Below are 23,950 nucleotides of genomic sequence, written 5' to 3'. Positions count from 1 at the left end.
AGGAGTCTGACATGCCAGATAAAACCTGTGCCTGCCCACACTGCAAGTGCGTGCTGGGAGCCGATGCGATAATGAAGGACGGCAAGGGCTATTGCTGCCAGGGCTGCGCCGAGCACCATGCCCATGGTGAACCGTGTGCAGCGGCCACCGGCTGCGAGTGCGCGAAGTCAGCCAAGGGCTGAATGCGGTCAAAAATGTAGGAGCTGGCTTGCCTGCGATGGCGTCGCCTGGGTGTGCGTGATGTACCGAGGTGCCCGCATCGCCGGCAAGCCAGCTCCTACAGCTCTAACCACTCAGGCCGCCTTCGCAGGCAAGCCAGCTCTCAAAGGTATCGGTGTTCTGTGGGCTACTGCGTTTCCAGTTCAAGCCTCAGGCTATGGTCTGACAAACGCTGACGGTCCTTCACGATGGCGCTGGTGCGCCGCCCCTCCAGCGCAAACACCACGGTGTGTGCCGCGTGCAGGTCATCCGGCAAAGGCTGGAACACTTTCAGCACTGTCCAGCCAGGTTGTTGCTGCAAGCTCACCTGGCATTCAACATGTTTGGCCATTGGCCCGAATAGCGTGTCCTGGGTGTAGTCAATGCGCGCCTTGCCATTGACCCTTACCGGTAAATCCATGGTTCTCTCCCTGATCAAGCCTGGGCGCGCGCATCCGAGCGGCGCCATTTCACGTTGGTGATGCCGAATTTTTCCGCCTGCTGCTGGCTGGTCTTCTTCACTTGCTCGCGGGCAAAGCGGCCGATACGGCCCACGCCGGCGTCACAACTCGCCCAGTGCCAGGCTTCGGCAGCATCCAGTTTCTCCAATCGAATGATGAACGACTTGGGTTCGCCATGCAGGGTGTAGTCGATCACAAACAGCTTTGCGTTATTCATTGGTCCATTGACCCTCCCGGTATAAGCAAGTGATCACCCGCGGCCGTAAAAATTCACTCGGATTGTCGAGCGGTGGTCATTACCATGGCGGCTCACCCCTGATTGATGTGCACCCCATGGCCCAGGCTGCGCCCCCCGACCTCAGTGATCACGCCGTTCCCGTGCAGCCCCTGGCGCGCACCTACCCGCGTGGGCTGTACGTTGAACCCCACAGTCACGACTGGGGCCAGTTGCTCTACGCCATGAGTGGCGTGATGTGGGTCGAAACCCCGCGTGAAGCGCTGGTGGTGCCGCCGCAGCGCGCCATATGGCTGCCGCCAGGCGTGGAGCATGGGATTCGTGTGGTGTCGGATCTGCAGATGCGCAACATCTACCTGCGCCCGGCGCTGGCGGCGACGCTGGACAGCCAGGTGCAGGTGATCGAAGTTGGTGGGTTGCTGCGGGAGTTGATCGTCACGCTGGTGGACGAGGGCGACAACGGTGAGGCGGATTACTACCATGCAGTGGTCAGCCTGGCCCTGCTGGAGCTGCAACGGGCGCGCCGCTCGCAAATCCGCATTGCCATGCCGGTGGAGGCAGACCGCCGCCTGATCAATGCCTGCCAGGCGGTCATGGCCGCGCCGTCCCTGGAGATCCCGTTCGAACAGCATGCCGAAACCGCCGGTGCCAGTGTGCGCACCCTGGCGCGGCTGTTCCAGAACCACCTGGGCATGGGCTTTGCCGAGTGGCGCCGCCAGGTGCAACTGGCCACGGCGGTGGCGGAGTTGATCCAGGGCCAGTCTGTCAGCGGCATCGCCCGTTCCCTCGGCTACTCACCCAGCAGTTTCAGCGACATGTTCCGCCGCGAACTCGGCGTGGCGCCTTCGCACTACGTGGGTTGAGGGTTTGGCCGAAATCCTGAAGCACTTGGCCGATGCTTCAGGTTTCGGCTCTCTACACTGAGCGCAACCACCTACACGGCGCTCACCCCATGAACTACCTGATTTCCCTCGCCATCGGCCTGTTTGTCGGCGTGATCTACGGCGCCCTGGATTTCCGCTCGCCAGCCCCCCCGGCCATCGCCTTGATCGGCCTGATGGGCATGCTGCTGGGCGAAAAGCTTTGGCCCATGGGCCGGCTGTGGGTGGGCACCTGGTTGTCTTGATCCCTTTTTACTCTTCGATGGATATTGGCCATGAAAGCACTGCAATTTACCGCCACCGGCGATCTCGCCGCCCTCAGCGTAGTCGACGTCGCCACACCGGTGCCGGTCGAGGGTGAAGTGCTGGTACAGATCAAGGCTGCGGGCCTCAACCCCAGCGACGTCAAAAATGTGCTCGGCCGTTTTCCCTACACCACCTTGCCACGCATTCCCGGTCGCGACTTCGCCGGCGTCGTCGTGGAGGGGCCACAAGAATGGGTAGGCCAGGACGTCTGGGGCACAGGCCGCGACCTGGGATTCTTTGCCGACGGTTCCCATGCCCAATACCTCACCGTCTCGGCCAAGGGCGTTGCGCACAAACCCACCCACCTGAGTTTCGCCCAGGCCGCCAGCCTCGGCGTGCCGTACACCACCGCCTGGGACGCGCTGGAGCGCAGCGGTGTGGGGAAAGGCACACGGTTGTTGGTGATTGGCGCCAATGGTGCCGTGGGCAGCGCGGCATTGGCTTTGGCGAAAATTCGCGGGGCCCAGGTGCTGGCTGCGGTGCGTCGACCGGAGCAGGTTGCAGCCTTGCAGGGGCAGGGCTTTGAGGCGATTGCCCTGGGCAGACCGGAAGAACTGGGTTCGCAGGTGAATGCCCTGTTTACGGGCGGCGCCGATGTGATCTTCGACACCACCGGTTTCTGGCTGCCGGCGGCTGTGGCAGGCCTGGCGCCGTTCGGTCGCATTGCAATCATCGCGGCACCGGTGGACGGCCATGTGCAACTGCCGGCCCTGGCCTTGTACCGCAAGGGCGGCTCGGTGGTGGGGATCAATTCGTTGCTTTACAACTGCGAGCAATGCGCGGTGATGCTGGAGCAGTTCGGGCGCTTCTTTGATGAAGGCCTGCTGCCGTTGCCCACGGGCCTGCGTGAAGTCGCGTTGGCAAATGGCGTGCAGTGTTATGAAGAAGTGAACCAGGGCAGCGCCGACAAAATCATCTTCGTGCCCTGACAGGACCTGCTGTAGGCGCTGGCAAGCCTGCGCCTACAGAATCATCAGGCTTCGGGAACGCCTTTTTCCCATGCGGACCAGTTCATCAGGATCGCCTGCACCAGCGGGTTACCGGTGCGGTACAGGTTCTCCAGCGCCGGCACGAAGCCGCCTTGATCGGCGTATTTCAGCAGGTTGTCCACTTCACTGTAGCCAGGGTACGGGCGGTCGAAGTCCGACCCGGCGCGCACCACTGCCAGGCGTTGGATATCCACCAGGCCTTCGCGGCTGGCGCGTAGCAGGGCTTCATAGGTGGAATTGTCTTCCTGCTGGGTGGTGCAATACTCGCCTTTGTTGTCGGTCAGCAACTTGGTCCAGACTTCGGCACGCTCGCTCAAGCGCGTGCCGGAGAACCAAGTGTTGCCCGCGAGGGTGTCACAGCGGGTGACTTGCGGCGGCTGGTTGGCCGGGGCAGCAGGGTAGTGTTTGCGCCAGGCGCTGGATTCCTTGCTTTCGGTCAGCTCGACTTTCTGCGACAAGGCGAAGGCCTTGGCCTGCAACTTGGGGTTCAGCTCGAACACTTCGGTCTTGTAGTCCAACGGTGGTTTTTCGTTGGGGCCCTTGGTGTTGATGCCGATATAGCCGGTCGGCCAATCCTTGGGTGCATCCCGTGAATCCAGCTCCCACTGAGTGCCGAACTCGACCAGGTAATGCGCCCAGGCGGCGGTGCCGATGGTGCCATGCTTGGGGCTGATGCCGGCAATCCCGGCGATCAGGAAATAGCTCTGGCGCAGGTCGAACTTGGGCGACAAGGCCAGGGCGAGGGTGGAGGCCGCGGCATTGGTCTGGCCCATGCCGGTTACCAGCAGGCACACATCCTGGGTGTTGCAGCGGATTACCGGGTATTCGGCGGACAGTCCCGGCACGCGCACTTCCTGCTTGAGTGCCAGGCGGTCGATCCAGGTTTGTGCCTCCGGGGCGAACATAGTGATCAGCATGACCTTGGGTTTGATCGGCGCAGGCGCATCCGCCAGCACCACGTGGGGTAGCAGGGCCAGGCCGACGGCCATTGAGAGACGTTTGAACGCTTTCATCTAAAGCTCCTTGATTAGAATTGATAGCCCACGCCGGCGTAGTAACCCCAGCCATCAGAACGGGCGCGGAAGTTGCCTTCGCCGAAATTCAACTCGCTGCCATCTTCCCAGTTGCCGCCGTTATGGAAGTAACGGCCGACCAGGGTGAAACGCAGGTGGGTGAACGAATACAGCAGCACGTTGGTGGCCACCAGGGAGTTGGCGGTGCGCGCCGGGTTGTCCTTGTGCAGGTCCGAACCGAAATCGTAATTGGTGAAGCCGATGTAGGTCAGTGAGGCACCGTTGTCGAACTTGCCGATGGGCACGATGTATTTCATTTGCGCACGGTAACCGTCCCAGGAGTATTCATTGCTGGCGCCATAGTTTTCCCACTGGTAACGCCCGTAGAAGTTGGCCGACAGGTTGACCCGCGAGTGGGTGTCGATGTCGGTGCCGAGGCCGCTGTACAGGGTGTTGGCGCGGTTTTCTTTGTTGCTGCCGTGGTCGTAGATCCAGTCGAACGCCACGTACCATTCCTTGAACGGTCCGAAGGCCAGGCTGCGGCCCGCCAGGTAGTCGATGGAAATGCGCGGCTCATGCTCCATGAATACCGGCGAACCATGGTCCCACACGCCTTTGTCATTACTGTTACCGATGGTGAGGATCTTCGGCACGTCGATGTAGCCGTACAACTCGAACGGCCCTTTGCGGCCGAAGTACTCGTACTCCAGGTAGACATCATCCTGCGGCTTGGGGCCGAAGCTGATGTCTTTGCTGCCGATCAATGTCAGGTCCTGGTTGAACCAGTCCGACAGGTACGCGCCTTTTTTCGCCGGGCTGGCTTCAGGGCTGAGCGTTTCGCCCTGTGCTGAGTCATCGAGGGGTTTTTCCTGCGCCAAAATAGACGCGCTGAGTAGTCCCGTAACGGCAGCCAGTAGCAAAGAAACACCAAAGGGGGTAGGACGCCTTGAGGTGGGGTGCATTGAAAATCCCTATTCGTACGCGGTTTAGACCCGATGCTTCGGGTGGAGGTGAACTTGGTTGCCAAGTTCGTACCGCAAACGTTTGCACAGGCTGTACCAACTTTGCTCAATCGATTGATCAGCATGAAAAAAAGCGCAATTAGTCGACCTTTTGGTCAAAATTGACTGGGTGTCATTTTTTCGATGCGCTGGAACAAGTGCATGGCCGTTTCGCGCCGGTAGTCGCTCGGCGTCTGGTTCATTTCGATCCTAAAATGCCGGTTGAAATTGGACAGGTTGGCGTAACCCACTTCAAAGCAGATGTCCGCCACTGACATATCACTTTGCAGCAACAGCCGGCAGGCGCGTTGCACACGAAACTTGCGCATCAGGTCGATGAAACCGTGGCCGGTGTTGCGCTTGAAGAAGCGTGAGAAGCCCGGCTCGCTCATTTCCAACTGCTGTGCAATGACCGACAGGCGCACATCGCCGGTCAGTTCGCGCATCAAATAGTCGAACGCCTTGTTGATGCGTTCGGCGCTGCGGGCGTCCAGGGTCGGCGCGTAGCAGGGGCTGGCCAGGGCCTTGACCTGCTGCGGCGGGGCGTTTTTGAGGCTGTCGAGCAGTTGCAGGAACAGGATCAAGCGTTGCAGGCCATGGGCGCTGCCGATGGCTTCCATCAAGTGCGCGGCCTGCAACGCGGTATCGCCAGTGAATTCCAGGCCACGCCGGGCCTGTTCGAACAATGCCTGCAGGTCGCCGAGTTCCGGCAGTGTCTTGCGCAGGGCGAGCAGGGCGGCGCCGTCGAATTGCAGCACCACGTCGCGGCCGGTCAGGTATTCGTCGGGGGCCAGTTCGCCAATCCAGTCGTGGGGCAGGTCGGGGCCGATCAGCGCCACATGCCCGGCACTGAACGCACCGATATAGTCGCCGGCCACCAGCTTGCCGCTGCCTTGGCGGATCAGGTGGATTTCAAACTCAGGGTGGTGGTTCCAGCGCGCCAAATCATAGGGGTAGTCGTGTTCGAACCAGCGAAAGCAATGGTCCGGTTCGGGCAGGATCACTTCGAGTTCGGCAGGGCGGTGCTCGAACAACTGGGCGCGGCTGATGGGCATGGCGATGCCTCTTTTATTTATGGAAGGCCTCAAAATACGCGGGTTGACGACTTGGGCGCTACCCCCGGTTTTGCCCGGCACTGATACTTTTTTAACTGTCCGTCGCCGGTTAAAAAAGTACCAGTCGAGCATCCGCCTAGCGTTTGTGAGGGGCTGGCCAAGCTGCTGTAATCAGCGCTCAACAACAAAAACAACAGGTGGAAACCGCGATGTTCAAGCTCCCGCAAGCGTTGTTCCTGCTTTCCGGCCTGGCATTGGCCATGCCCAGCCATGCCGCCGACACCGTCACCATCGCCACAGTCAACAATAGCGACATGATCCGCATGCAGCGCCTGTCCAAGGTGTTCGAAGAACAGCACCCGGACATCAAGCTCAATTGGGTGGTGCTGGAAGAAAACGTCCTGCGCCAGCGCCTCACCACCGATATTGCCACCCAGGGCGGGCAGTTCGATGTGCTGACCATCGGCACCTACGAAACCCCACTGTGGGGCGCCAAGCACTGGCTGGAACCCTTGGCCCAACTGCCAGCGGACTATGACGTCGAGGATATTTTCCCCTCGGTGCGCCAGGGCCTGTCAGTCGACAACACCCTGTACGCCTTGCCGTTCTATGGCGAGAGCACCGTCACCTACTACCGCACCGACCTGTTCAAGCAGGCGGGGCTGAGCATGCCGGCGCACCCCACCTGGACCCAGCTTGGCGAGTTCGCGTCCAAGCTCACCGCCAAAGACAAGGACCAATATGGCCTGTGCCTGCGTGGCAAGGCCGGCTGGGGCGAAAACATCGCGTTGCTGAGCACCATGGCCAACGCCTTTGGTGCGCGCTGGTTCGACGAACAGTGGAAGCCCGAGCTGACCAGCCCCGAATGGGCAGCTGCTGCCAACTTCTACGTCAACACCCTCAAGCAATATGGCCCGCCGGGGGTGTCCAGCAACGGCTTCAATGAAACCCTGGCGCTGTTCAACAGCGGTAAATGCGCGATCTGGGTTGATGCCAGCGTGGCGGGCTCCTTCACCACTGATAAAAGCCAAAGCAAGGTCGCCGACAGCGTAGGCTTTGCCGCCGCCCCCACCGAAGTCACCGACAAAGGTTCCTCGTGGCTCTATGCCTGGTCCCTGGCGATCCCGGCCACCTCCCAGCACAAGGACGCCGCCAAGGCCTTTATCAGTTGGGCGACCTCCAAGGCCTATATCCAACTGGTCGCCGACAAAGAAGGCATCACCAACGTACCGCCTGGCACGCGCCAGTCCACCTACAACGAGGCGTACCTGAAGGCCGCGCCGTTCGCCCAGGTGACCCTGGAGATGATGAAGCACGCGGACCCCGCGCACCCTTCGGCCAAGCCGGTGCCGTACGTGGGCATCCAGTACGTGACCATCCCTGAGTTCCAGGCCATCGGCACCTCGGTGGGCAAGCTGTTCTCGGCCGCGCTGACCGGTGGCATGTCGGTTGACCAGGCCTTGCTGCAAGCGCAGTCCAGCACCGAGCGCGAGATGAAACGCGCCGGCTACCCGAAATAGTTTTCACAGGACACCTCAATGAAACGACTCGAAGGTAAAAGCGCGCTCATCACCGGATCGGCGCGCGGTATCGGCCGCGCCTTTGCCCAGGCCTATATCGCTGAAGGTGCGACGGTGGCCATCGCCGATATCAACCTGCAACGCGCCCAGGCGACGGCCGCCGAACTAGGCCCGCAAGCCTATGCAGTGGCAATGGATGTCACCGACCAGGCTTCCATCGACGCAGCGATCGCGGCCGTGGTGGCCCAGGCCGGCAAGCTGGATATCCTCATCAACAACGCTGCGCTGTTTGACTTGGCGCCCATCGTCGACATCACCCGCGACAGTTACGAGCGGCTGTTCTCGATCAATGTCGCCGGTACGCTGTTCACCCTGCAGGCCGCCGCGCGGCAGATGATCAGCCAGGGTCATGGCGGCAAGATCATCAACATGGCCAGCCAGGCCGGACGCCGGGGCGAGCCGTTGGTGGCGATCTACTGCGCGACCAAGGCGGCGGTGATCAGCCTGACTCAATCGGCGGGGCTGAACCTGATCAAGCAAGGCATCAACGTCAACGCCATCGCACCCGGTGTGGTGGATGGCGAGCACTGGGACGGGGTGGATGCGTTGTTTGCCAGGCATGAAGGGTTGGCGCCTGGCGAGAAGAAGAAGCGGGTAGGGGAGGAAGTGCCCTTTGGGCGGATGGGCACGGCGCAGGACCTGACCGGGATGGCGATCTTCCTGGCTTCGAAGGAGGCCGACTATGTGGTGGCCCAGACCTACAACGTCGACGGCGGCAACTGGATGAACTGACCCCTGTAGGCGCCCGGCAAGCCGGGCTCCTACAGGCGTGGGTCATTCGGCAAAGCTGCGATCGAAGAAGTAAATGTCCCCGGGCTTCAGGTTCTCCACCGTCGCCTGGGGCCTGCCGCCTTCACCCTGTTTCTTGCGCCCGGTCTCGCGTAAATACCCTGCCTCCGTGAGCTTCAACAAGCGCTGGCGAATACTGGTCTTCAGCACCGGGCGAGCCAGCACCAGGGAAAAAATCGTGGTGGCTTGCGGGGCACTGAACTCATCGCCCAGGAACATCAGCGGCAAGCTGCTGTAGAGCGACTTGGAGAACAGCCGTTCCTGCACCGATGCCACGATCATGTTGTGATCGAACGGCAGCTTGATGCTGCCGTCAGCCACGGCATTCAGTGAATACCAGGCTTGATGCTCGCCGAGCGTCACCTCCTGCGCCACGATCGCCAGGTAGTACGTGGACGACGACCAGCAACGCGGGTCGCGGAACGCATCACCCACGGTGCCCACTTGCTCGCTCCAGGCCAGTTCGAACCCCACCTTGTCACTCGCCCGCAAGCGCTCCACCGCATCCTGGAGGCGCAGATCTTGCACGCCGCCGTTCACCACCACACCCGGCAACGCCCAGTGCCCGGCGAATGGCTCGGCGTCGCGTTTGTTCAGCAGCAGCTTGAGTTCGCCCGTGCTGCGGCAGTAATACAGGACGCACAGGTCGACGGTGTGGAGGTAGGCGCTAAGCGGCATGTGAGGTCCTTGCGAATAACAGTAAGGACACAGTCTAACGGATCGAACAGATATGTCATGTACCGGCACCAGGATAGATAACTAAATGTTTCTTGCAATGAAAGTACATGACGTGTACTTTTGTTTCCAGGCCACAGGAGAACCATCATGACCCTTGCGAAAACTGCCATTGCCTCATTCGACGTCGACGCCCAGAAGAGCTTCACGCCACTGTGCCCCAACGAGTTGCCTGTGGCCGGCGGTGACCAGATCGGTGCCGAACTCAACTACATGGCCAGCCTCGCCGGCCACCGTGTCGGCAGCAAGGACGCCCACACCCCACACGCGCCCTGGGTGGTGGCACAGCACAGCGACATGCTGCAACCCACCGGCCTGGCCCACGCCGATGTGACCTGGGTGAGCCACTGCGTCCCCGGCACCGAGGGCTTCACCCTGCTGGACGCGTTGCCCACGCCCTATGAGTACGACTACTTCATCTGGAAAGGCGTCGAACCCGACCTGCACCCCTACGGTGCCTGCTACCACGACCTGCACGACAAACTGTCCACCGGCGTCATCGAATACCTCAAGGCCCAGGGCGTCAGCCGCGTGATCGTTGGCGGGCTGGCGCTGGACTACTGCGTCAAGACCACCGCGTTGCAACTGCTCAAGGCCGGCCTGGAAGTGGTCCTGCACCTGCCGGCGTGCCGAGGCATCAGCGAGGAGGGCGGTGTGCAAGCGGTCAATGAGTTGCTCAAGGCCGGTGCTGTCATCAGCAGCACCCGCGAAGAACTGGCCGCGATGGCCACGCGTTAAGGAGAGACACCATGGAAAGTGCATACGACTACGAGTCCCCGGTAATCCAGGGTTTGCTCGACACCGACTACTACACCTTCACGATGATGCAGGCCGTGTTGCACCAGCACCCGAACGTCGACGTCGAGTACAACTTCATCGTCCGTTCGAAGGAAAAACTCGGCCACCTGATTCCCGAACTGCGCGCCGAGCTGGAAAAAATGGCCGGCCTGCACATGCGCGAAGGCGAACTGCGCTTTCTGTTCAACCCACGCTTTCGCGAATACCTCACCCCGGACTACGAGCGCTTCCTCGGCCTGTTCCGCTTCAACCTGCGCTATATCCATGTCAGTGAAGTCGACGGCCAACTGAACATCCGCGTAGTCGGCCCGATGCTGCACTGCATCATGTTCGAACAACCGGTTTTGGCCCTGGTCAGCGAGCTGCGCAACCGCGACAAATACCCCGACGTCACCCTCGAAGACGTCACCCGCAAGCTCTACCAGAAATTCGACTGGCTGGAGAAAAACCTCAGCCGCGATGAGCTGGCCGACCTGCGCGTCTCCGACTTCTCCACGCGCCGGCGCCTGTCGTTCAAGGCCCAGCGCGAAGTGGTCGACATCATGCGCCGCGACTTCCCCGGCCAGTTTGTCGGCACCAGCAACGCGCACCTGGCCTACGAATTCGACCTGCCGCTGATCGGCACCATGGCCCACCAGTGGCTGATGGTGCACCAGCAACTCGGCCGGCTGCGCGAAAGCCAGAACGCTGCGCTGGAAAACTGGGTACGCGAATACCGTGGTCGCCTTGGCATCGCCCTGACCGACTGCATCAGCACCGACTTTTTCCTCAAGGACTTCGACCTGTACTTCGCCAAGCTGTACGACGGGTTGCGCCAGGACTCCGGTGATCCCATCGTCTGGGCCGACAAGGTACTGGCCCGCTACAAGCAACTGGGCATCGACCCGATGACCAAGGACCTGATGTTCTCCGACGGCCTGAACTTCGAAAAATGCCTGCCGATCCTGCGCCACGTGCGCGGCAAGGCGCGGTTCGGGTTCGGCATGGGCACCAGCCTGGCCTGCGATGTGGAAGGCGTGGAACCGCTGAGCATCGTGATGAAGCTGGTGCGGGTGCATGGCGAACCGGTGGTGAAATTCTCGGATGACCCGATCAAGAACGTCTGCGAAGACGCCTCGTTCTTGCAGTACGCAGCGCAGGTATTCAACGTCGGCAACGTGGAGGTGTGACATGCAAGACCGTATCGCACGGGAACTGAATATCAACCGCTCGCTGACCCAAGGTGGCGAGCCCGAGGAAATTCAACGGCGCATCGACTTCATCAAGGCCACCTTGCGCCATTCAGGCTGCAAGGCCCTGGTGCTCGGCATCAGCGGCGGCGTGGACTCGCTGACCGCCGGCCGCCTGTGCCAATGGGCGGTGCAGCAATTGCGCAGCGAGGGTTATGCCGCACGCTTCATCGCCATGCGCCTGCCCTATAAGACCCAGGCTGATGAAAGCGACGCCCAGGCCTCCCTGAACTTCATCACCCCGGACCACATCGACACCCTCAACATCGCCGCCAGCGTCGACGGTCTGATGGCCAGCCTGGCCGCCGGCGAAGCCAGCGCCGAGCATGTCGATTTCATCAAGGGTAACGTCAAGGCCCGCACGCGCATGATCGCGCAATACGCCGTGGCCAACCTGCACAATGGCCTGGTGGTCGGCACTGACCACGGCGCCGAGGCGTTGATGGGGTTTTTCACCAAGTTCGGTGACGGCGCCTGCGACCTGGCCCCGCTGTCCGGCCTGACCAAAACCCAAGTGCGCCTGCTCGCCACGGCCCTCGGCGCACCGGACAACCTGGTGCACAAACACCCGACGGCCGATCTGGAAGAACTGGTACCGGGCAAGCTGGACGAGCACGCCTACGGTTGCACGTACGCAGAGATCGACGCCTACCTGATGGGCGAACCGGTGAGCGAGCGGGTGAGGACGATTGTCGAGGGCGCGTACAGCAAGACAGCGCACAAACGCGCGCTGCCGATTGCGCCCCTTTGACTAACGCTCGATCGACCGACTCCACCGCGCATTCCACTCCGGCCGCGCCTGGTTGACCTGGTCCCAGTCAATCGAGATCGCGGTCTGCAAGTAACCCTGCATGGCTTCCACCCGCGCACGGGTCTTGTCGGTGGTCGGTGTGGTCGGGTTCGAGGGAATCTGATCACCTTCTTCCAGCGCCGGTGCCTGGGCTTCGGCGGTCAGCAGGTAAGCCGCAAGCTTCTGCGCCAGTTCCGGTTGGTCGTTGCGCGCGATCACGCATTCGGCCACGTTCAGCACCACCGCACCTTCCTTGGGCTGCGCATATTCCATAGGCACGCCGAGCAGTTTCTGGGTGGCGACCTGGGTCGGGGTGAGGGGGAAGATCGCGGCTTCGTCGGTCTGCACCATTTCGGAGATTTTCGCCGAGCTGGCGATGTATTCCAGCACGTTGGGGCCGACGGTTTTCGGCCAGGCCTTGAAGCCGAGCTCGACGTTGGTTTCATCGCCACCCTGGATACGGTTGAACATCAGGAAACCGTGGAGGCCGAAGGTGGACGAAGCCAGGGACTGGAACACCACTTTCTCCTTGAAGCGCGGGTCGGCCAGGTCCATCCACGAGGTGGGCGCGGCCCAGCCTTTTTCCTTGAACATCTTGGCGTTGTAGCCCAGGCCGGTGACGCCGAGGGTCACGGCCACGGCTTCGTCCTTGATTCTGGCCTTGGCCGGGATCTGCTCCAGGGTCGGGCTCGGCGCCAGCTTGTCGCACAGGCCCATGGAGATGGCGCGGTACATGATGCCGTCGTCGAGGAACATCACGTGCATCTGTGGGTTGTCTTTGTTGGCCTGGACCTTGGCAAGAATGTCCGACGACGTGCCGGGCACAATCACCACCTTGACGTTGTTGGCCTTCTCGAACGCGGGCAGCACCTTGTCGGCGTACACCCGTTCCATGGTGCCGCCGTTCATGCCCAGGTACAGCGTGGGCGCGGCATGCGCGGTGGAGGCGAGCAGGGCGAGGGACAAGCAGGACAGCGCAATACGTGGGTTCATGGATGTTTTTCCTCTCAGGCTTGGAAACGACGGATGGAAAACGCTTCGATGGGTTGGCGGCTGGCGCCGTCGCAGACGATCTCTGCCAGGGCTTCACCGACCGCGGGACCGAGCTGGAACCCGGCACCGGCAAAGCCGAAACCGTGGAGCAGGCCAGGTTGGGTGCTGCTGGGGCCGATCACCGGTTCGTGATCGGGTAGATAACCTTCGGTGCCGCTCCAGGTACGAATCGCCTGGGCACCCTTGAGGAACGGGTACAGCTCGCCGGCATTGCGCAGGATCTCCAGCACGGCGGCCTGCCCCGGTCGCGCGGTCAGCGGGCCAAGGGCAAAGCCGCGACCGCCGCCGAGGATGCAATTGCCCCGGGCGACCTGGCGCGCATAAATCCCGCCGCCTTCCACCCCAGTGCTGACATTCATCACCACTGGCAGCGGCTCGGTGACCAGCATCGCCGGGTGCGCCGAGGTGATTGGCACCGCTTCGCCAAACTGCGCAGCGACAGTACCGGCCCAGGCGCCGGCACAGTTGAGCAACCACGGCGCTTGCAGGTGCAGGCCGTTGGCGCAATGCACCTGGAACTGCTGGCCGTCATGTTCTATGCCAATCACCTCAGCTTGCTCGTACACCGATGCGCCAAGGCGTTGCGCGGTACGTGCGAAGGCGGGCGATACCAGGCGCGGGTTGGCGTGGCCGTCTTGCGGACACAACGAGGCGCCCACCGCAATATCACCCACCCAGGGGAAGCGTGCGCGCAGCTCGGTGTAGTCGAGCAGCTGCAAGCCCAGGCCAAAGCCACGGGTCTGTTCGGCATACGCCTGCAACGCGGCGAAATCAGCATGGCTGCGCGCCAGCTTCAAATGCCCGGAGCGCACGTATTCGCCGTCGATGCCGATCAGGCCCGGCAAGTCGGCCCACAGTTGATGGGCGCGTTGCGACAGCGGCAACTGATGCAAAGGCCGGCCCTGGCGGCGTACACCGCCATAATTCACGCCACTGGAATGCGAGCCGCAGAAATCCCGCTCCACCAGGGCCACGCGCTGGCCTTTCTGCGCGAGCATCAAGGCTGCCGACGCGCCGACAATCCCACCGCCCAGTACGATGACGTCGATCATGGCTGCGCCTCCACGCCAAACGGCAACGGTTTGATCGGCGCCTGGCCACGCAAGCGGCCGACGTTTTCGATGCCCCGGCCACTGCGCTCGGCGACGATTTCCGCCGCCGCCAGCCCGCACATACGCCCCTGGCAGCGGCCCATGCCGACGCGGCAGTGGGCCTTGACCCGATTGATCTCCCAGTGGCCTTCATCCACCACTGCGCGTATTTCGCCGGCGCTGACTTCTTCGCAGCGGCACACCATCAGCGTATCCGGTGCCTGTGCAGCCCACTGCTCAGGGAAGGGGAATGCGGTTTCCAAACCCTGGCGAAAGCGCTGGATGCCGGCCAGTTGTTGCTCCAGCGCGGCAGGGCGACGGTGATCAATGGCAATGCCCGAGTCTTCCAATACTGCCAGCGCGGCGCGCTCGCCGGCCATCTGCGCGGCATCCGCGCCCATGATCCCGGCGCCGTCACCGGCCAGGTACACACCGCTGACACTGCTGCGCCCGGCGCTGTCGCGTTGCGGAAGCCAGGCGCGGTTCAATGCGTTCCAGGCGAAGGCGCAACCGAGCAGATCCGCCAGTTGCGTCTCGCTGCGCAGGGCATGGGCAAAGCCCACGGCGTCGCATTCCAGGCTGTGTTCGCCCCAGCGAATACCGCTGACTCGCTGTTCGCCTTCGATCTGCGTGAGCGTGGCGCCTTGATGCACGGCAATCCCATGGGCCGTCAGCCAGGCGCGGTAATACAAGCCCTTGGCCAAGGTCGCCGGTTGCCCGAGCAATGCCGGCAGCGCGCGGCACTGCGCGCTGAACGGTGCGCTGTCGAGCACCGCGACGACCTTGGCCCCGGCTTTGGCGTACTGATAGGCGACCAGATACAACAACGGCCCAGTGCCACAGAACGCCACGCGCTCCCCGATGGCGCAGCCCTGGTATTTAAGGGCGATCTGCGCCGCGCCGAGGCTGTAGACACCGGGCAAGGTCCAGCCCGGCACCGGCAGGATACGGTCGGTGGCGCCCGTGGCGACGATGATCTGCGCGTACTCGAGGCTCTCGGCGCGCCCGTTGTTGAGCAGGTCCAGGCGGCCGTCCTCGGCATTCCACACCAGGGTTTGCGGCCGGTAGTCGATCAGCGCGCCCAGCTCGTCCATCGTGCGGTGCACGGCATCGGCCTTGCTTGCTTCAAATCCGTAGAGTTGCCTGGCCGTGCGTTGGAAACCTTGGGGTTGGCGCCGATAAATCTGCCCGCCGCCACGCAGGTTCTCGTCCACCAGGCACGGTGTGATGCCGTGGTCGAGCAGGGTGCGCGCCGCGCTGATGCCGGCCGGGCCGGCGCCCACAATCACCACCGGCTTCATGGCTGGCGCCCCGGATCGCGGCTGATCGCCTGGCCTTCTTCCAGCAGCGTCGAGCAGGCACGCACGCGGCGTCCGTCTGCAAGGCGCACCCAGCAATCCTGGCACGCGCCCATCAGGCAGAAACCGGCGCGGCGCTCGGCGCTGAAATCACTGCCGCGCAGGTGTTCGGCGCAGGTCAGCACGGCGGTCAGCACTGTGTCACCCAGCAAACCGCTGGCAGGCTGGCCGTCCAGGGTAAAGGCCAGGGCAGGGCGTTCGGTCTCGGCCAAGCGTTTGAACAGGGCCATCAATGTTTCCCCACCAGCACGCGGTCGAGGCCGTAGACCCGGTCGAGCAGAATCATGGTCGCCGCCGTCAGTGCAATCACCAGCGCTGACACCGCCGCCATCATCGGGTCGATGGACTCGGTGGCGTACACGTACATGCGCACCGGCAGGGTCTGGGTGGCGGGCGAGCTGACAAAGATCGACAGCGTCACCTCATCGAAACTGTTGATGAAGGCCAGCAACCACCCCCCGGCGACACCGGGCAGGATCATCGGCAGGGTGATCTGGCGAAACAGCGTAAAGCGGCTCGCCCCCAGGGACTCGGCGGCTTGCTCGGCGCTGCGATCAATACCGATGGCCGCCGCCAATACCAGGCGCAAGACATAGGGCGTGATGATCACCACGTGGGCCAGCATCAGCCAGGTAAAGCTGCCGTTGACGCCCATCAGCGCGAACAAGCGCAGCATGGCCACGCCCAGTACCAGATGCGGGATGATGATCGGCGACAGGAACAACGCGCTGAAAAAATTGCGCCCCGGGAACGTGTACCGGCTGATCGCCAAGGCCGCCGGCACGGCGATCAAGGTGGCCAGGGTCGCGGCGGTGAAGGCCAGGACCAGGCTGTTATAGAACGCCTGGATAAAATCCGCACGCTCGAACACCGCGCGAAACCAGCGCAGCGAGAAGCCCGAGGTGGGCAGGCTCAAGGTGTTTTCGGGCGTGAACGCCACCAGGCACACCACCACCAGCGGCGCCATCATGAACAGCACCACCAAAGCGTGGAAACCGAGGGCCAAAGGACCGTTTCTGGACATGCGCTTAAACCCCCAGGGACTTTTTGTAGCGGCCTTCGACCATGCGGTTCCAGCTCAGCATGATCAGCAGATTGACCAACAGCAGCACCACCGCGATGGTCGCGCCCATGGGCCAGTTGAGTTCCGAGAGGTACTGGTCGTACACCACGGTGGCGACCATTTTCAGGCGACGCCCGCCGAGCAGGCCGGGGATCGCAAAGGAACTGGCGGCCAGGCCGAACACGATCAGGGTGCCGGACAGCACGCCGGGCATGACTTGCGGCAACACGATCTTGCGCATCACCGTGGCCTGGCTGGCGCCCAGGGACAACGCCGCCTGTTCAGCCGACGGGTCGAGCTTCTGCAGGGAAGTCCATACCGGGATGATCATGAACGGCAGCATCACGTGCACCAGGGCGATGATCACCGCGAACGGCGTGTACAGCAGCTTCACCGGGCGTCCGCCGAGCAACTGGATGACCTGGTTCACCAACCCGTCCGCGCCAAGCAACAGGCTCCAGCCAAAGGCGCGCACCACTACCGAAATCAGCAGTGGCGTGAGGATCAGGATCAGGAAGATCGAACGCCACGGAGTGCCCATGCGGCTGAGGATGTAGGCCTCGGGCACACCGATCACCACGCACAGCAGCGTGACCAGCGCGCTGATCCAAAAGGTGCGCCAGAAGATTTCGTAGAAGTACGAATCACTGAACAGCGACAGGTAATGCGCGAAGGTCCACTCATCGGCCTTCACGCCCACCTGGTAGTCGAACACATTGAACGACAGCACCAGCGTCAGGCCCAGCGGCAGGATCAGCAGCCCGGCAAACAACACCAGCGCCGGCAGCGAGAGCAGGTAGCCGCGGCTCATGGGTGCACCTCATCCGCGGCCAACACACGCAACAGGCTGGCGTGCCAGTCCAGGCCCACCGCTGTGCCGCAACGCAGCGGCGCGTTGCCGTCGTTGCTGCGCACCACGGTGACTTCGCCGAGGGCGGTATCGATGTGGTACAGCCACTGGCTGCCAAAGAAGTAGCGATTGATGACCTGGCCTTGCAGGCGACCTGTGCCTGCGTCCACCAATTGGATCTTTTCCGGGCGCAGGCTCAGGGTCAGCTCGCCGTTGCCGCTTTCGTGGCGCACTTGCGGACTTCCCAGCGGGTCGTAGTCGCCCGGCAGCAGGTTGGCCTTGCCGACAAAGTCCGAGATGAAGCGTGTACGCGGGTGCTCGTAGAGCTTGTAGGGCGCGTCGATCTGGGTCACACGGCCGGCTTGCATCACCACCACGCGGTCGCTGATCGACAGCGCCTCAGCCTGGTCATGGGTGACCATCAAGGTGGTGATCCCGACGGCGCACTGAATGCGGCGGATCTCGAACTGCATTTCTTCGCGCAGGTTGGCGTCGAGGTTGGACAGCGGTTCATCGAGCAGCAACACCGGCGGTTCGATCACCAAGGCGCGGGCCAGGGCCACGCGCTGGCGCTGACCGCCGGACAGCTCCCGTGGGTAACGGTCGGCATGCGGTGCCAGGCGCACCAGGTCGAGCACGGTCTTGACCTTGCTGGCGATCTCGCTGGCCGGCACTTTACGCATCTTCAGGCCGAAGGCGACGTTGTCGCGCACGCTCATGTGCGGGAACAGCGCGTAGCTCTGGAACACCACGCCCAGCCCACGGCTGGCGGGTTTGGCGTGGGTGATGTCACGGCCGTCGAGCAAGATCTGCCCGCCGCTCACATCGACGAAACCAGCGATCATTTGCAGGGTGGTGGTCTTGCCGCAACCCGAAGGGCCGAGCAGGGAAACGAATTCGCCTTTTTCCACCGCGAGGTCGGTGGCGACCACCGCATCGACGGCGCCGTAGCGTTTGCTCAAGGCGTTGAGTTGGAGAAATGCCATGTCTGCGTTCCACCTTTTTTGAGTCGCGTCGAAACGCGCTTTTTTGTTTTGGGCAGATGCGAAAAGGGTGTTGCGGGTGCGTTGGCGCTCGATCTCAAGTCGGCTGCCGGTTGTTGTTCATTTCGCCCCTGTGGACGCAGATTAGGACGAAGACTAGGATGGGCGGAAGACGGAATTTCACTGAACGGACTATTATTTTTAAATTTATTCACTCACCGGAATTAATAAAGAGATTGGTTGTTATGGATTCCACTGATCGGAATGAAAGCAGTAGAGAAGTTGGGGCAGGCGCGGTGTCTCGTCTGTTCGCGCTGCTGCGAACCCTGGGTGAAGTGCCGGAGGGTGGCGAACGCGTTACGCAGCTCGCGCAACAGGTGGGCCTGTCCCAACCCACCACCCACCGGCTGCTGCGCAGCCTGATGGACGAAGGCATGGTCGAGCAGGACGCACGCAGCAAGCGCTATCGCCTCAGCCTGGAGTTCTTCGCCCTGGCGGCGAATGCCGGCAAGACCGGCAACCTGCGCGACCTGGTGCGGCCGAGCATGCTGCGCCTGAGTGCTTCATTGGGGGATTCGCTGTTCCTGCTGGCGCGCAGTGGCTTCGATGCGATCTGCCTGGACCGCAGCGAAGGCCCGTACCCGATCCGCACCTTCACCGGCGATATCGGCGGGCGCGTCGCATTGGGTGTTGGGCAGGGCAGCCTGGCGATCCTGGCGTTTTTGCCAGAGGAAGAGCGTGAAACGGTGATCCGCTACAACCTGCCACGGCTCAAGGACTTCCACCTGTATGACGAAGTGCTGTTGCGTTCGGAAGTCGAGAACGTGCGCAACCTGGGGTATGCGGCGCGCAATACCGGGGTGCTGGAAGGCATGGCGGGGTTGGCGGTGCCCATCCTCAACCGCGACGGGCATGCGGTGGCGGCGTTGAGTGTGGCGACCATCAGCGACCGCCTGGGGCCGGGCCGGTTGCCCATGGTGGTGGAGTTGCTCAAGCGCGAAGCGGCGGCGATCGGGCCACGCATCAACCCGTTTGATCCGACCTTGAGGCGACCCTCACACACCTTTGGCGGGTGACGATTTCAGCCACGATGAAGATCAAAAAATGTGGGAGCGGGCTTGCTCGCGAATGCGGTGGGTCAGCCAAGGATATGTCAACGGATACTCCGTATTCGCGAGCAAACCCGCTCCCACACAAGCCCCACATACATTCAGATTGCAGCCAACGCGACTGACGTGGCCGCTGTGCGGGTTTCCACGCCGAGCTTCACATACACATGCTCCAGATGCTTGTTCACCGTCCTCGGGCTCAACCCCAGAATATCGCCGATATCTCGATTGGTCTTCCCGCAGGCTACCCAGCGCAGCACCTCTACCTCGCGCTCGGTCAGTTGGAACCGGGCCGACAGCAGGCGTTGGGCCGGTGCATCTTCGAGCGTCAGCACACTCGGCTGCTGCGCCTCCCGCGCCGAGAGCAAAATGCGCGAGGTGCGCAAATGCGCCGCCACCCGCGCCAGTACCTCGTCGGTCTGGATCGGCTTGGTCACGTAGTCACTGCCCCCCACTTCAAAGCCCTGCACCACGTGCTTGGTGTCGGTCAGCCCGGTCATGAACACCACCGGGATATCCGCACTGGCGGGTTGCGCCTTGAGCCGACGGCAGGTTTCGAAGCCATCCAGGCCGGGCATCATCGCGTCCAGCAGGATCAGGTCCGGGCGCCGGCGTTGCACGCGGTTCAACGCGCTGAGCCCGTCGAGGGCCACCAGCACCATGTAGCCGGCGTCGTCGAGGGCATCGGAGAGCATCGCCAGGTTGTCCGGGGTGTCGTCCACGATCAGCACGACGCCGGGTTCAGTGCTGCGGGTGAGTGCATTCATCTTCGGCCTCCTTGAGGGTTCGGTTGAGTTCATCCAGGCGGAAAGTCTTGAGCAAACCACGCGCCTTGCTGATGAAAGGCTCGGTATCGGGGTGGTGCGCAAGGATCGTGTCGAGTTTTTCGTGCAGGCCGCGCACGTAGCCGATAGCGCTGAGTTCGGCGAGGGCCGCCAGGTCTTCCGGGCTGGGCAAGATGCTGGGTGGCGGTGGCGGCACCCGGCTCTTGGTGCGCCGCAGCCAGTGCAGGTCCAAGTGCTGTTGCAAGCGCCCAAGCAGTTCCGGCGTGCGCACGGGCTTGGCCAGGTAGTCGTTGCACGCGGCGGCAATGCTGCGTTCGCGGTCGTCGGTAAAGGCGTTGGCCGAAATCACAATAATCGGCGCCGTGGACAGTGCATTACGCCGGATCAGGCGGCTGGTTTCGTAGCCATCCAGGGTCGGCATCGACAGGTCCATCAGGATCAGGTCCGGCGCCAGCAATGCCACCTGGCGGATTGCGTCCTGGCCATTGCTGGCCTGGATCACTTCGAACCCCAGGGGCGTGAGCATGCCGCTGAGCACCTTGCGATGGTCCACATGGTCATCCACCACCAGGATGCGTCGCCGCGCCCCCTGATAGCCGATGATGTCGTGTTCCACATGCACCACCGCCTGCGGCGCGCGCACCTGGGACAAGAACAGCCGCACCTGGAAGCAGGTGCCCTTGTCCAGCTCGCTGGTCACCCGCAGCTCGCCACCCATCAATGAGGTGAGCATGCGCGTGATGGTCAGGCCCAGGCCCACGCCGTTGTCCTGGCGCATCAGGTCGCCGCGTTCGAACGGCTGGAATATCCGCTCCAACTGCCCCGGATCAATGCCGATGCCGGTGTCGATAATCTCGAAGTTGGCGGTCTCGCGCCTATAACTGACCCGCAGGTGCACCTCGCCGCTGTCAGTGAAATTCACCGCGTTGCCCAGCAGGTTGATGAGGATCTGGCGTACGCGTTTTTCATCGCCGCGCACCACCGCCGGGATCTTGCCCACGCAGTCCAGGCGAAAGCGCAGGCCCTTGTCCTGGGCTTGCGGGGTGAACATCTGTTCCAGGTCATGGAGCAGCTCGGGGAAGGGGATTTCAGTCAGTTCCAGGCGCAATTTGCCAGCCTCGATCTTGGCCACATCCAGCAAGCCATCGATCAACGAGACCAAGTGCGAGCCACTGCGCAGGATGGTTGCGAGTGCATCCTGGTGCTGCTCGGGCATGGCGCTGTCGCGCTGCAGGATCTGGGTGAAGCCTAAGATGCTGTTCAGCGGCGTGCGCAGTTCATGGGACAACCCGGTGACGTAGCGGCTCTTGGCGGCATTCGCCGCCTCGGAAGCTTCCTTGGCTTGCTGCAGGGCCTGGTCGGTGAGGCTGTGGGCGTCGATTTCCTGCATCAGCAGCAGGGTCTGGCGGTCGGATTCCTCCTGGGCCACGCCACGGCTTTCGCGGGTCAGCACCACCCACCAGGCGAGCACGGCGGCCAGTACCGAGAGAGTCAGGAACGCCTTGAAGAATGCCTGGTACAGGGTTTCCGAATGGGGCAAACCCTGGGCCGCCTGCACATAGATCAAGGCCAACGCGCCGGCAAGCATCAACACCAGCGCCAGCAACAACCCCAGGTAATGGGCCAGGCGCGTGTGCAGGCGCGGCATCATCGTATTGGGCAGCAACCAACGCAACACACCCTCGAACTGGGTGACCAGGCGGGCGTGGGGTTTGCACCGGTCACCGCAACGCGCATCCAGCGAACAACACAGCGAGCAGATCGGCGTGCTGTAGGCCGGGCAGAACGCCATGTCCGCGGTCTCGAACGGGTTGCTGCACAAGCCGCACACCGCGTGGGTCGCCGGGGCAATCGGGTGGATCAATTGCACGTCACTGGTGCGGGCGATGTAGTACTTGCCCTGGGTCAGCCAGGCCAGGAGCGGCGCCATCACCAACGCAGTGCCCAGGGCCACGAAGGGCGGCGCCGCCTGGGCCAGGGCGCCGAACAGGCCGAAATGGGCAAGGATCGACAGCAGCGAGGCAATCAGCATCGAGCCGACGCCCACGGGGTTGATGTCGTAGAGGTGCGCGCGCTTGAACTCGATGTGCCTGGGCGACAGGCCCAACGGCTTGTTGATCACCAGGTCCGCCACCAACGTGCCGATCCAGGCAATCGCGATATTGGCGTAGAGCCCCAGCACTTGGTCGATCACGTCGAACACGCCCAACTCCATCAGCATCAACGCGATGGCCACGTTGAACACCAGCCACACCACCCGGCCGGGGTGGCTGTGGGTCACGCGGGCGAAAAAATTCGACCAGGCCAGCGAGCCAGCGTAAGCGTTGGTCAGGTTGATTTTCATCTGCGAGATGATCACGAACAGCACCATGGCGCCGAGTGCCCATTCTGGCGAACTGAACACGTAGCGGAAGGCGACCAGGTACATCTGGGTCGGCTCGGCGGCGCGTTCCATGGGGATTTCATGTTGCAGCGCGAGAAAGGCCAGGAACGCGCCGGCGAACATCTTCAGGGCGCCGGGGATGATCCAGCCAGGGCCGGCGCAGAGCAGGGCGGCCCACCAGCGCTTGCGGTTGGCGGCGGTTTTTTCCGGCAGGAAGCGCAAGTAGTCCACCTGTTCGCCGATCTGCGTCACCAGCGACAACGCTACGGTGCAGGCAGCGCAGAACGCCAACAGGTTGAAGCCGCCGCCATCACCGCTGCGTCCGACAAAGCTGGTCCAGTCGCTGAAGGCGTCGGGGTTTTTCCACGCCACAAAGCCGTACGGCAGCACCAGCAACAGCAGCCACAGCGGTTGCGTCCACAGTTGCAGGCGGCTGATCAGGGTCACGCCGTAGGCCACCAGTGGGATCACCAACAGCGAGCAGATCACGTAGGCGAAGGCCAGCGGGATATGAAAGTACAGCTCCAGGGCCAGGGCCATGATCGCCGCTTCCAGGGCAAAGAACAGGAAGGTGAAGCTGGCATAGATCAGCGAGGTGATGGTGGAGCCGATGTAGCCGAAGCCGGCGCCGCGGGTCAGCAGGTCCATGTCCACGCCGTAGCGCGCCGCGTAATAGCTGATGGGCAGGCCGGTGAAAAAGATCACCAGGCTGATGGCGAGGATCGCCCAGAAGGTGTTGGTGAACCCGTAGCTCAAGGCCAACACGCCGCCGATGGCTTCCAGCGCCAGGAACGACACTGCGCCCAGGGCGGTGTTGGCAATGCGCAGCTCCGACCACTTGCGAAAGGACTTGGGGGTGTAGCGCAGGGCGTAGTCTTCCATGGTCTCGTCGGCGACCCAGGTGTTGTAGTCGCGGCGGATCTTGACGATGCGCTGGGTGCCGGGAGGAGGGTGCACGGTGGGATAGCTCCGGGAAGTGGGCCAGGTGGATGAGCAAGTTCCGTGCCCCGATTCAAAATGTGGGAGCTGGCTTGCCTGCGATGGCGGTGGGTCAGCCATGGGGAAGTTGATTGATACACCGCCATCGCAGGCAAGCCAGCTCCCACATTGATCGGTGCTGTCAGGGCGGGCGGGATCCTGCGCGAAAATGGTGCGCAGCGGCATACGTCAAATGACGTACGCCGTTACGTCAGGCTGCGTATACCCGCGCTGGCC

General features: G+C 62.7%; 25 protein-coding genes. 10 read left to right on the top strand and 15 right to left on the bottom strand.

Annotated features, from left to right (window positions below):
• Positions 1–11: 11 nt before the first annotated feature.
• Complete coding sequence (locus AC0IYN_RS28820) at positions 12–182, top strand: metallothionein (protein WP_406597161.1); 171 nt, start codon at positions 12–14, stop codon at positions 180–182.
• A gap of 164 nt (positions 183–346) precedes the next feature.
• On the opposite strand, the gene AC0IYN_RS28815 is transcribed toward AC0IYN_RS28820, so the two are convergent.
• Together AC0IYN_RS28815 and AC0IYN_RS28810 are read right to left on the bottom strand one after the other, a co-directional pair.
• Positions 347–619 carry a hypothetical protein gene (locus AC0IYN_RS28815; RefSeq protein ID WP_025855728.1) on the bottom strand — a complete coding sequence of 91 codons (273 nt, stop codon included), beginning with the start codon at positions 617–619 and terminating at the stop codon, positions 347–349.
• A 14-nt stretch (positions 620–633) separates the two neighbouring features.
• The gene (locus AC0IYN_RS28810; protein ID WP_471844457.1) at positions 634–876 is read right to left on the bottom strand and encodes a DUF6555 family protein; all 243 of its coding nucleotides are present in this window, start codon (positions 874–876) and stop codon (positions 634–636) included.
• Between the two features lie 116 nt (positions 877–992).
• Between AC0IYN_RS28810 and AC0IYN_RS28805 the strand changes: the two genes are divergently transcribed.
• From AC0IYN_RS28805 to AC0IYN_RS28795, 3 genes are all read left to right on the top strand, one after another.
• The gene (locus AC0IYN_RS28805) at positions 993–1,757 is read left to right on the top strand and encodes an AraC family transcriptional regulator (RefSeq protein WP_471844455.1); all 765 of its coding nucleotides are present in this window, start codon (positions 993–995) and stop codon (positions 1,755–1,757) included.
• Between the two features lie 89 nt (positions 1,758–1,846).
• Positions 1,847–2,020 carry a DUF1427 family protein gene (locus AC0IYN_RS28800; RefSeq protein ID WP_406597163.1) on the top strand — a complete coding sequence of 58 codons (174 nt, stop codon included), beginning with the start codon at positions 1,847–1,849 and terminating at the stop codon, positions 2,018–2,020.
• Positions 2,021–2,050: 30 nt separating this feature from the next.
• Entirely contained in the window at positions 2,051–3,010 is a 960-nt protein-coding gene (locus AC0IYN_RS28795; RefSeq protein ID WP_406597164.1) for a quinone oxidoreductase family protein, read from the top strand.
• Positions 3,011–3,054: 44 nt separating this feature from the next.
• On the opposite strand, the gene AC0IYN_RS28790 is transcribed toward AC0IYN_RS28795, so the two are convergent.
• From AC0IYN_RS28790 to AC0IYN_RS28780, 3 genes are all read right to left on the bottom strand, one after another.
• Positions 3,055–4,083: a purine-nucleoside phosphorylase gene (locus tag AC0IYN_RS28790; protein ID WP_458375031.1), complete on the bottom strand. Its 1,029-nt coding sequence runs from the start codon at positions 4,081–4,083 to the stop codon at positions 3,055–3,057.
• A gap of 14 nt (positions 4,084–4,097) precedes the next feature.
• Entirely contained in the window at positions 4,098–5,045 is a 948-nt protein-coding gene (locus tag AC0IYN_RS28785) for a nucleoside-specific channel-forming protein Tsx (protein WP_406597165.1), read from the bottom strand.
• 155 nt (positions 5,046–5,200) lie between these two features.
• Positions 5,201–6,139, bottom strand: a complete 939-nt coding sequence (locus AC0IYN_RS28780; RefSeq protein ID WP_406597166.1) for a helix-turn-helix domain-containing protein — start codon at positions 6,137–6,139, stop codon at positions 5,201–5,203.
• Between the two features lie 260 nt (positions 6,140–6,399).
• On the opposite strand from AC0IYN_RS28780, the gene AC0IYN_RS28775 reads away from it, so the two are divergent.
• Together AC0IYN_RS28775 and AC0IYN_RS28770 are read left to right on the top strand one after the other, a co-directional pair.
• Positions 6,400–7,659: an ABC transporter substrate-binding protein gene (locus tag AC0IYN_RS28775; RefSeq protein ID WP_471844842.1), complete on the top strand. Its 1,260-nt coding sequence runs from the start codon at positions 6,400–6,402 to the stop codon at positions 7,657–7,659.
• Positions 7,660–7,677: 18 nt separating this feature from the next.
• Positions 7,678–8,451, top strand: a complete 774-nt coding sequence (locus tag AC0IYN_RS28770; RefSeq protein ID WP_099492480.1) for an L-iditol 2-dehydrogenase — start codon at positions 7,678–7,680, stop codon at positions 8,449–8,451.
• 42 nt (positions 8,452–8,493) lie between these two features.
• Here AC0IYN_RS28770 and AC0IYN_RS28765 read toward each other — a convergent pair whose 3' ends face one another.
• Positions 8,494–9,186, bottom strand: coding sequence for an NUDIX hydrolase (locus AC0IYN_RS28765; protein WP_078047934.1), 693 nt, complete (start codon positions 9,184–9,186; stop codon positions 8,494–8,496).
• 147 nt (positions 9,187–9,333) lie between these two features.
• Here AC0IYN_RS28765 and AC0IYN_RS28760 point away from each other — a divergent pair, with 147 nt between their 5' ends.
• The 3 genes from AC0IYN_RS28760 to nadE are packed head-to-tail and all read left to right on the top strand — an operon-like array spanning position 9,334 to position 12,021.
• On the top strand, positions 9,334–9,981 hold the full coding sequence (locus tag AC0IYN_RS28760; protein ID WP_406597169.1) for a nicotinamidase: 648 nt from the start codon (positions 9,334–9,336) through the stop codon (positions 9,979–9,981).
• 11 nt (positions 9,982–9,992) lie between these two features.
• Complete coding sequence (gene pncB, locus AC0IYN_RS28755; RefSeq protein ID WP_457239324.1) at positions 9,993–11,210, top strand: nicotinate phosphoribosyltransferase; 1,218 nt, start codon at positions 9,993–9,995, stop codon at positions 11,208–11,210.
• A 1-nt stretch (position 11,211) separates the two neighbouring features.
• A complete protein-coding gene (nadE, locus tag AC0IYN_RS28750) occupies positions 11,212–12,021 on the top strand; it encodes an ammonia-dependent NAD(+) synthetase (protein WP_458375035.1) in 810 nt (269 codons plus the stop codon).
• Here the strand turns inward: nadE and AC0IYN_RS28745 are convergent, their stop codons facing one another.
• The 7 genes from AC0IYN_RS28745 to AC0IYN_RS28715 are packed head-to-tail and all read right to left on the bottom strand — an operon-like array spanning position 12,022 to position 18,461.
• The gene (locus AC0IYN_RS28745) at positions 12,022–13,053 is read right to left on the bottom strand and encodes an ABC transporter substrate-binding protein (protein ID WP_471844449.1); all 1,032 of its coding nucleotides are present in this window, start codon (positions 13,051–13,053) and stop codon (positions 12,022–12,024) included.
• A 14-nt stretch (positions 13,054–13,067) separates the two neighbouring features.
• Positions 13,068–14,165 carry an NAD(P)/FAD-dependent oxidoreductase gene (locus tag AC0IYN_RS28740; protein WP_406597176.1) on the bottom strand — a complete coding sequence of 366 codons (1,098 nt, stop codon included), beginning with the start codon at positions 14,163–14,165 and terminating at the stop codon, positions 13,068–13,070.
• The gene (locus AC0IYN_RS28735; RefSeq protein ID WP_471844447.1) at positions 14,162–15,505 is read right to left on the bottom strand and encodes an FAD/NAD(P)-dependent oxidoreductase; all 1,344 of its coding nucleotides are present in this window, start codon (positions 15,503–15,505) and stop codon (positions 14,162–14,164) included. Before AC0IYN_RS28735 ends, AC0IYN_RS28740 begins: the two co-directional genes overlap by 4 nt.
• The gene (locus AC0IYN_RS28730; protein WP_078047941.1) at positions 15,502–15,792 is read right to left on the bottom strand and encodes a (2Fe-2S)-binding protein; all 291 of its coding nucleotides are present in this window, start codon (positions 15,790–15,792) and stop codon (positions 15,502–15,504) included. The genes AC0IYN_RS28735 and AC0IYN_RS28730 overlap by 4 nt, the downstream gene beginning before the upstream one ends.
• Positions 15,792–16,586, bottom strand: a complete 795-nt coding sequence (locus AC0IYN_RS28725) for an ABC transporter permease (protein WP_078047942.1) — start codon at positions 16,584–16,586, stop codon at positions 15,792–15,794. The genes AC0IYN_RS28730 and AC0IYN_RS28725 overlap by 1 nt, the downstream gene beginning before the upstream one ends.
• Positions 16,587–16,590: 4 nt before the next feature.
• Complete coding sequence (locus AC0IYN_RS28720; protein WP_406597178.1) at positions 16,591–17,436, bottom strand: ABC transporter permease; 846 nt, start codon at positions 17,434–17,436, stop codon at positions 16,591–16,593.
• Positions 17,433–18,461 (bottom strand): ABC transporter ATP-binding protein, encoded by a 1,029-nt coding sequence (locus tag AC0IYN_RS28715; RefSeq protein WP_406597179.1) that lies wholly within the window; start codon positions 18,459–18,461, stop codon positions 17,433–17,435. Before AC0IYN_RS28715 ends, AC0IYN_RS28720 begins: the two co-directional genes overlap by 4 nt.
• A gap of 242 nt (positions 18,462–18,703) precedes the next feature.
• On the opposite strand from AC0IYN_RS28715, the gene AC0IYN_RS28710 reads away from it, so the two are divergent.
• Positions 18,704–19,534, top strand: a complete 831-nt coding sequence (locus AC0IYN_RS28710; RefSeq protein WP_406597180.1) for an IclR family transcriptional regulator — start codon at positions 18,704–18,706, stop codon at positions 19,532–19,534.
• Positions 19,535–19,668: 134 nt separating this feature from the next.
• Here AC0IYN_RS28710 and AC0IYN_RS28705 read toward each other — a convergent pair whose 3' ends face one another.
• Together AC0IYN_RS28705 and AC0IYN_RS28700 are read right to left on the bottom strand one after the other, a co-directional pair.
• On the bottom strand, positions 19,669–20,334 hold the full coding sequence (locus tag AC0IYN_RS28705; RefSeq protein WP_078047946.1) for a response regulator: 666 nt from the start codon (positions 20,332–20,334) through the stop codon (positions 19,669–19,671).
• A complete protein-coding gene (locus AC0IYN_RS28700) occupies positions 20,309–23,692 on the bottom strand; it encodes an ATP-binding protein (protein ID WP_471844442.1) in 3,384 nt (1,127 codons plus the stop codon). Before AC0IYN_RS28700 ends, AC0IYN_RS28705 begins: the two co-directional genes overlap by 26 nt.
• Between the last annotated feature and the right edge of the window lie 258 nt (positions 23,693–23,950).

It is taken from the genome of Pseudomonas sp. AC112 (genome assembly GCF_979253545.1).
The sequence above is the reverse complement of the archived record's forward strand: the minus strand, read 5'-3'. Positions and strand labels throughout refer to the sequence as shown.

Bases quoted from the DNA above. Each gene is read 5' to 3' on its own strand.
- AC0IYN_RS28820 (WP_406597161.1), top strand. From the start codon at position 12: ATGCCAGATAAAACCTGTGCCTGCCCACACTGCAAGTGCGTGCTGGGA.
- AC0IYN_RS28815 (WP_025855728.1), bottom strand. From the start codon at position 619: ATGGATTTACCGGTAAGGGTCAATGGCAAGGCGCGCATTGACTACACC.
- AC0IYN_RS28810 (WP_471844457.1), bottom strand. From the start codon at position 876: ATGAATAACGCAAAGCTGTTTGTGATCGACTACACCCTGCATGGCGAA.
- AC0IYN_RS28805 (WP_471844455.1), top strand. From the start codon at position 993: ATGGCCCAGGCTGCGCCCCCCGACCTCAGTGATCACGCCGTTCCCGTG.
- AC0IYN_RS28800 (WP_406597163.1), top strand. From the start codon at position 1,847: ATGAACTACCTGATTTCCCTCGCCATCGGCCTGTTTGTCGGCGTGATC.
- AC0IYN_RS28795 (WP_406597164.1), top strand. From the start codon at position 2,051: ATGAAAGCACTGCAATTTACCGCCACCGGCGATCTCGCCGCCCTCAGC.
- AC0IYN_RS28790 (WP_458375031.1), bottom strand. From the start codon at position 4,083: ATGAAAGCGTTCAAACGTCTCTCAATGGCCGTCGGCCTGGCCCTGCTA.
- AC0IYN_RS28785 (WP_406597165.1), bottom strand. From the start codon at position 5,045: ATGCACCCCACCTCAAGGCGTCCTACCCCCTTTGGTGTTTCTTTGCTA.
- AC0IYN_RS28780 (WP_406597166.1), bottom strand. From the start codon at position 6,139: ATGCCCATCAGCCGCGCCCAGTTGTTCGAGCACCGCCCTGCCGAACTC.
- AC0IYN_RS28775 (WP_471844842.1), top strand. From the start codon at position 6,400: ATGCCCAGCCATGCCGCCGACACCGTCACCATCGCCACAGTCAACAAT.
- AC0IYN_RS28770 (WP_099492480.1), top strand. From the start codon at position 7,678: ATGAAACGACTCGAAGGTAAAAGCGCGCTCATCACCGGATCGGCGCGC.
- AC0IYN_RS28765 (WP_078047934.1), bottom strand. From the start codon at position 9,186: ATGCCGCTTAGCGCCTACCTCCACACCGTCGACCTGTGCGTCCTGTAT.
- AC0IYN_RS28760 (WP_406597169.1), top strand. From the start codon at position 9,334: ATGACCCTTGCGAAAACTGCCATTGCCTCATTCGACGTCGACGCCCAG.
- pncB (WP_457239324.1), top strand. From the start codon at position 9,993: ATGGAAAGTGCATACGACTACGAGTCCCCGGTAATCCAGGGTTTGCTC.
- nadE (WP_458375035.1), top strand. From the start codon at position 11,212: ATGCAAGACCGTATCGCACGGGAACTGAATATCAACCGCTCGCTGACC.
- AC0IYN_RS28745 (WP_471844449.1), bottom strand. From the start codon at position 13,053: ATGAACCCACGTATTGCGCTGTCCTGCTTGTCCCTCGCCCTGCTCGCC.
- AC0IYN_RS28740 (WP_406597176.1), bottom strand. From the start codon at position 14,165: ATGATCGACGTCATCGTACTGGGCGGTGGGATTGTCGGCGCGTCGGCA.
- AC0IYN_RS28735 (WP_471844447.1), bottom strand. From the start codon at position 15,505: ATGAAGCCGGTGGTGATTGTGGGCGCCGGCCCGGCCGGCATCAGCGCG.
- AC0IYN_RS28730 (WP_078047941.1), bottom strand. From the start codon at position 15,792: ATGGCCCTGTTCAAACGCTTGGCCGAGACCGAACGCCCTGCCCTGGCC.
- AC0IYN_RS28725 (WP_078047942.1), bottom strand. From the start codon at position 16,586: ATGTCCAGAAACGGTCCTTTGGCCCTCGGTTTCCACGCTTTGGTGGTG.
- AC0IYN_RS28720 (WP_406597178.1), bottom strand. From the start codon at position 17,436: ATGAGCCGCGGCTACCTGCTCTCGCTGCCGGCGCTGGTGTTGTTTGCC.
- AC0IYN_RS28715 (WP_406597179.1), bottom strand. From the start codon at position 18,461: ATGGCATTTCTCCAACTCAACGCCTTGAGCAAACGCTACGGCGCCGTC.
- AC0IYN_RS28710 (WP_406597180.1), top strand. From the start codon at position 18,704: ATGGATTCCACTGATCGGAATGAAAGCAGTAGAGAAGTTGGGGCAGGC.
- AC0IYN_RS28705 (WP_078047946.1), bottom strand. From the start codon at position 20,334: ATGAATGCACTCACCCGCAGCACTGAACCCGGCGTCGTGCTGATCGTG.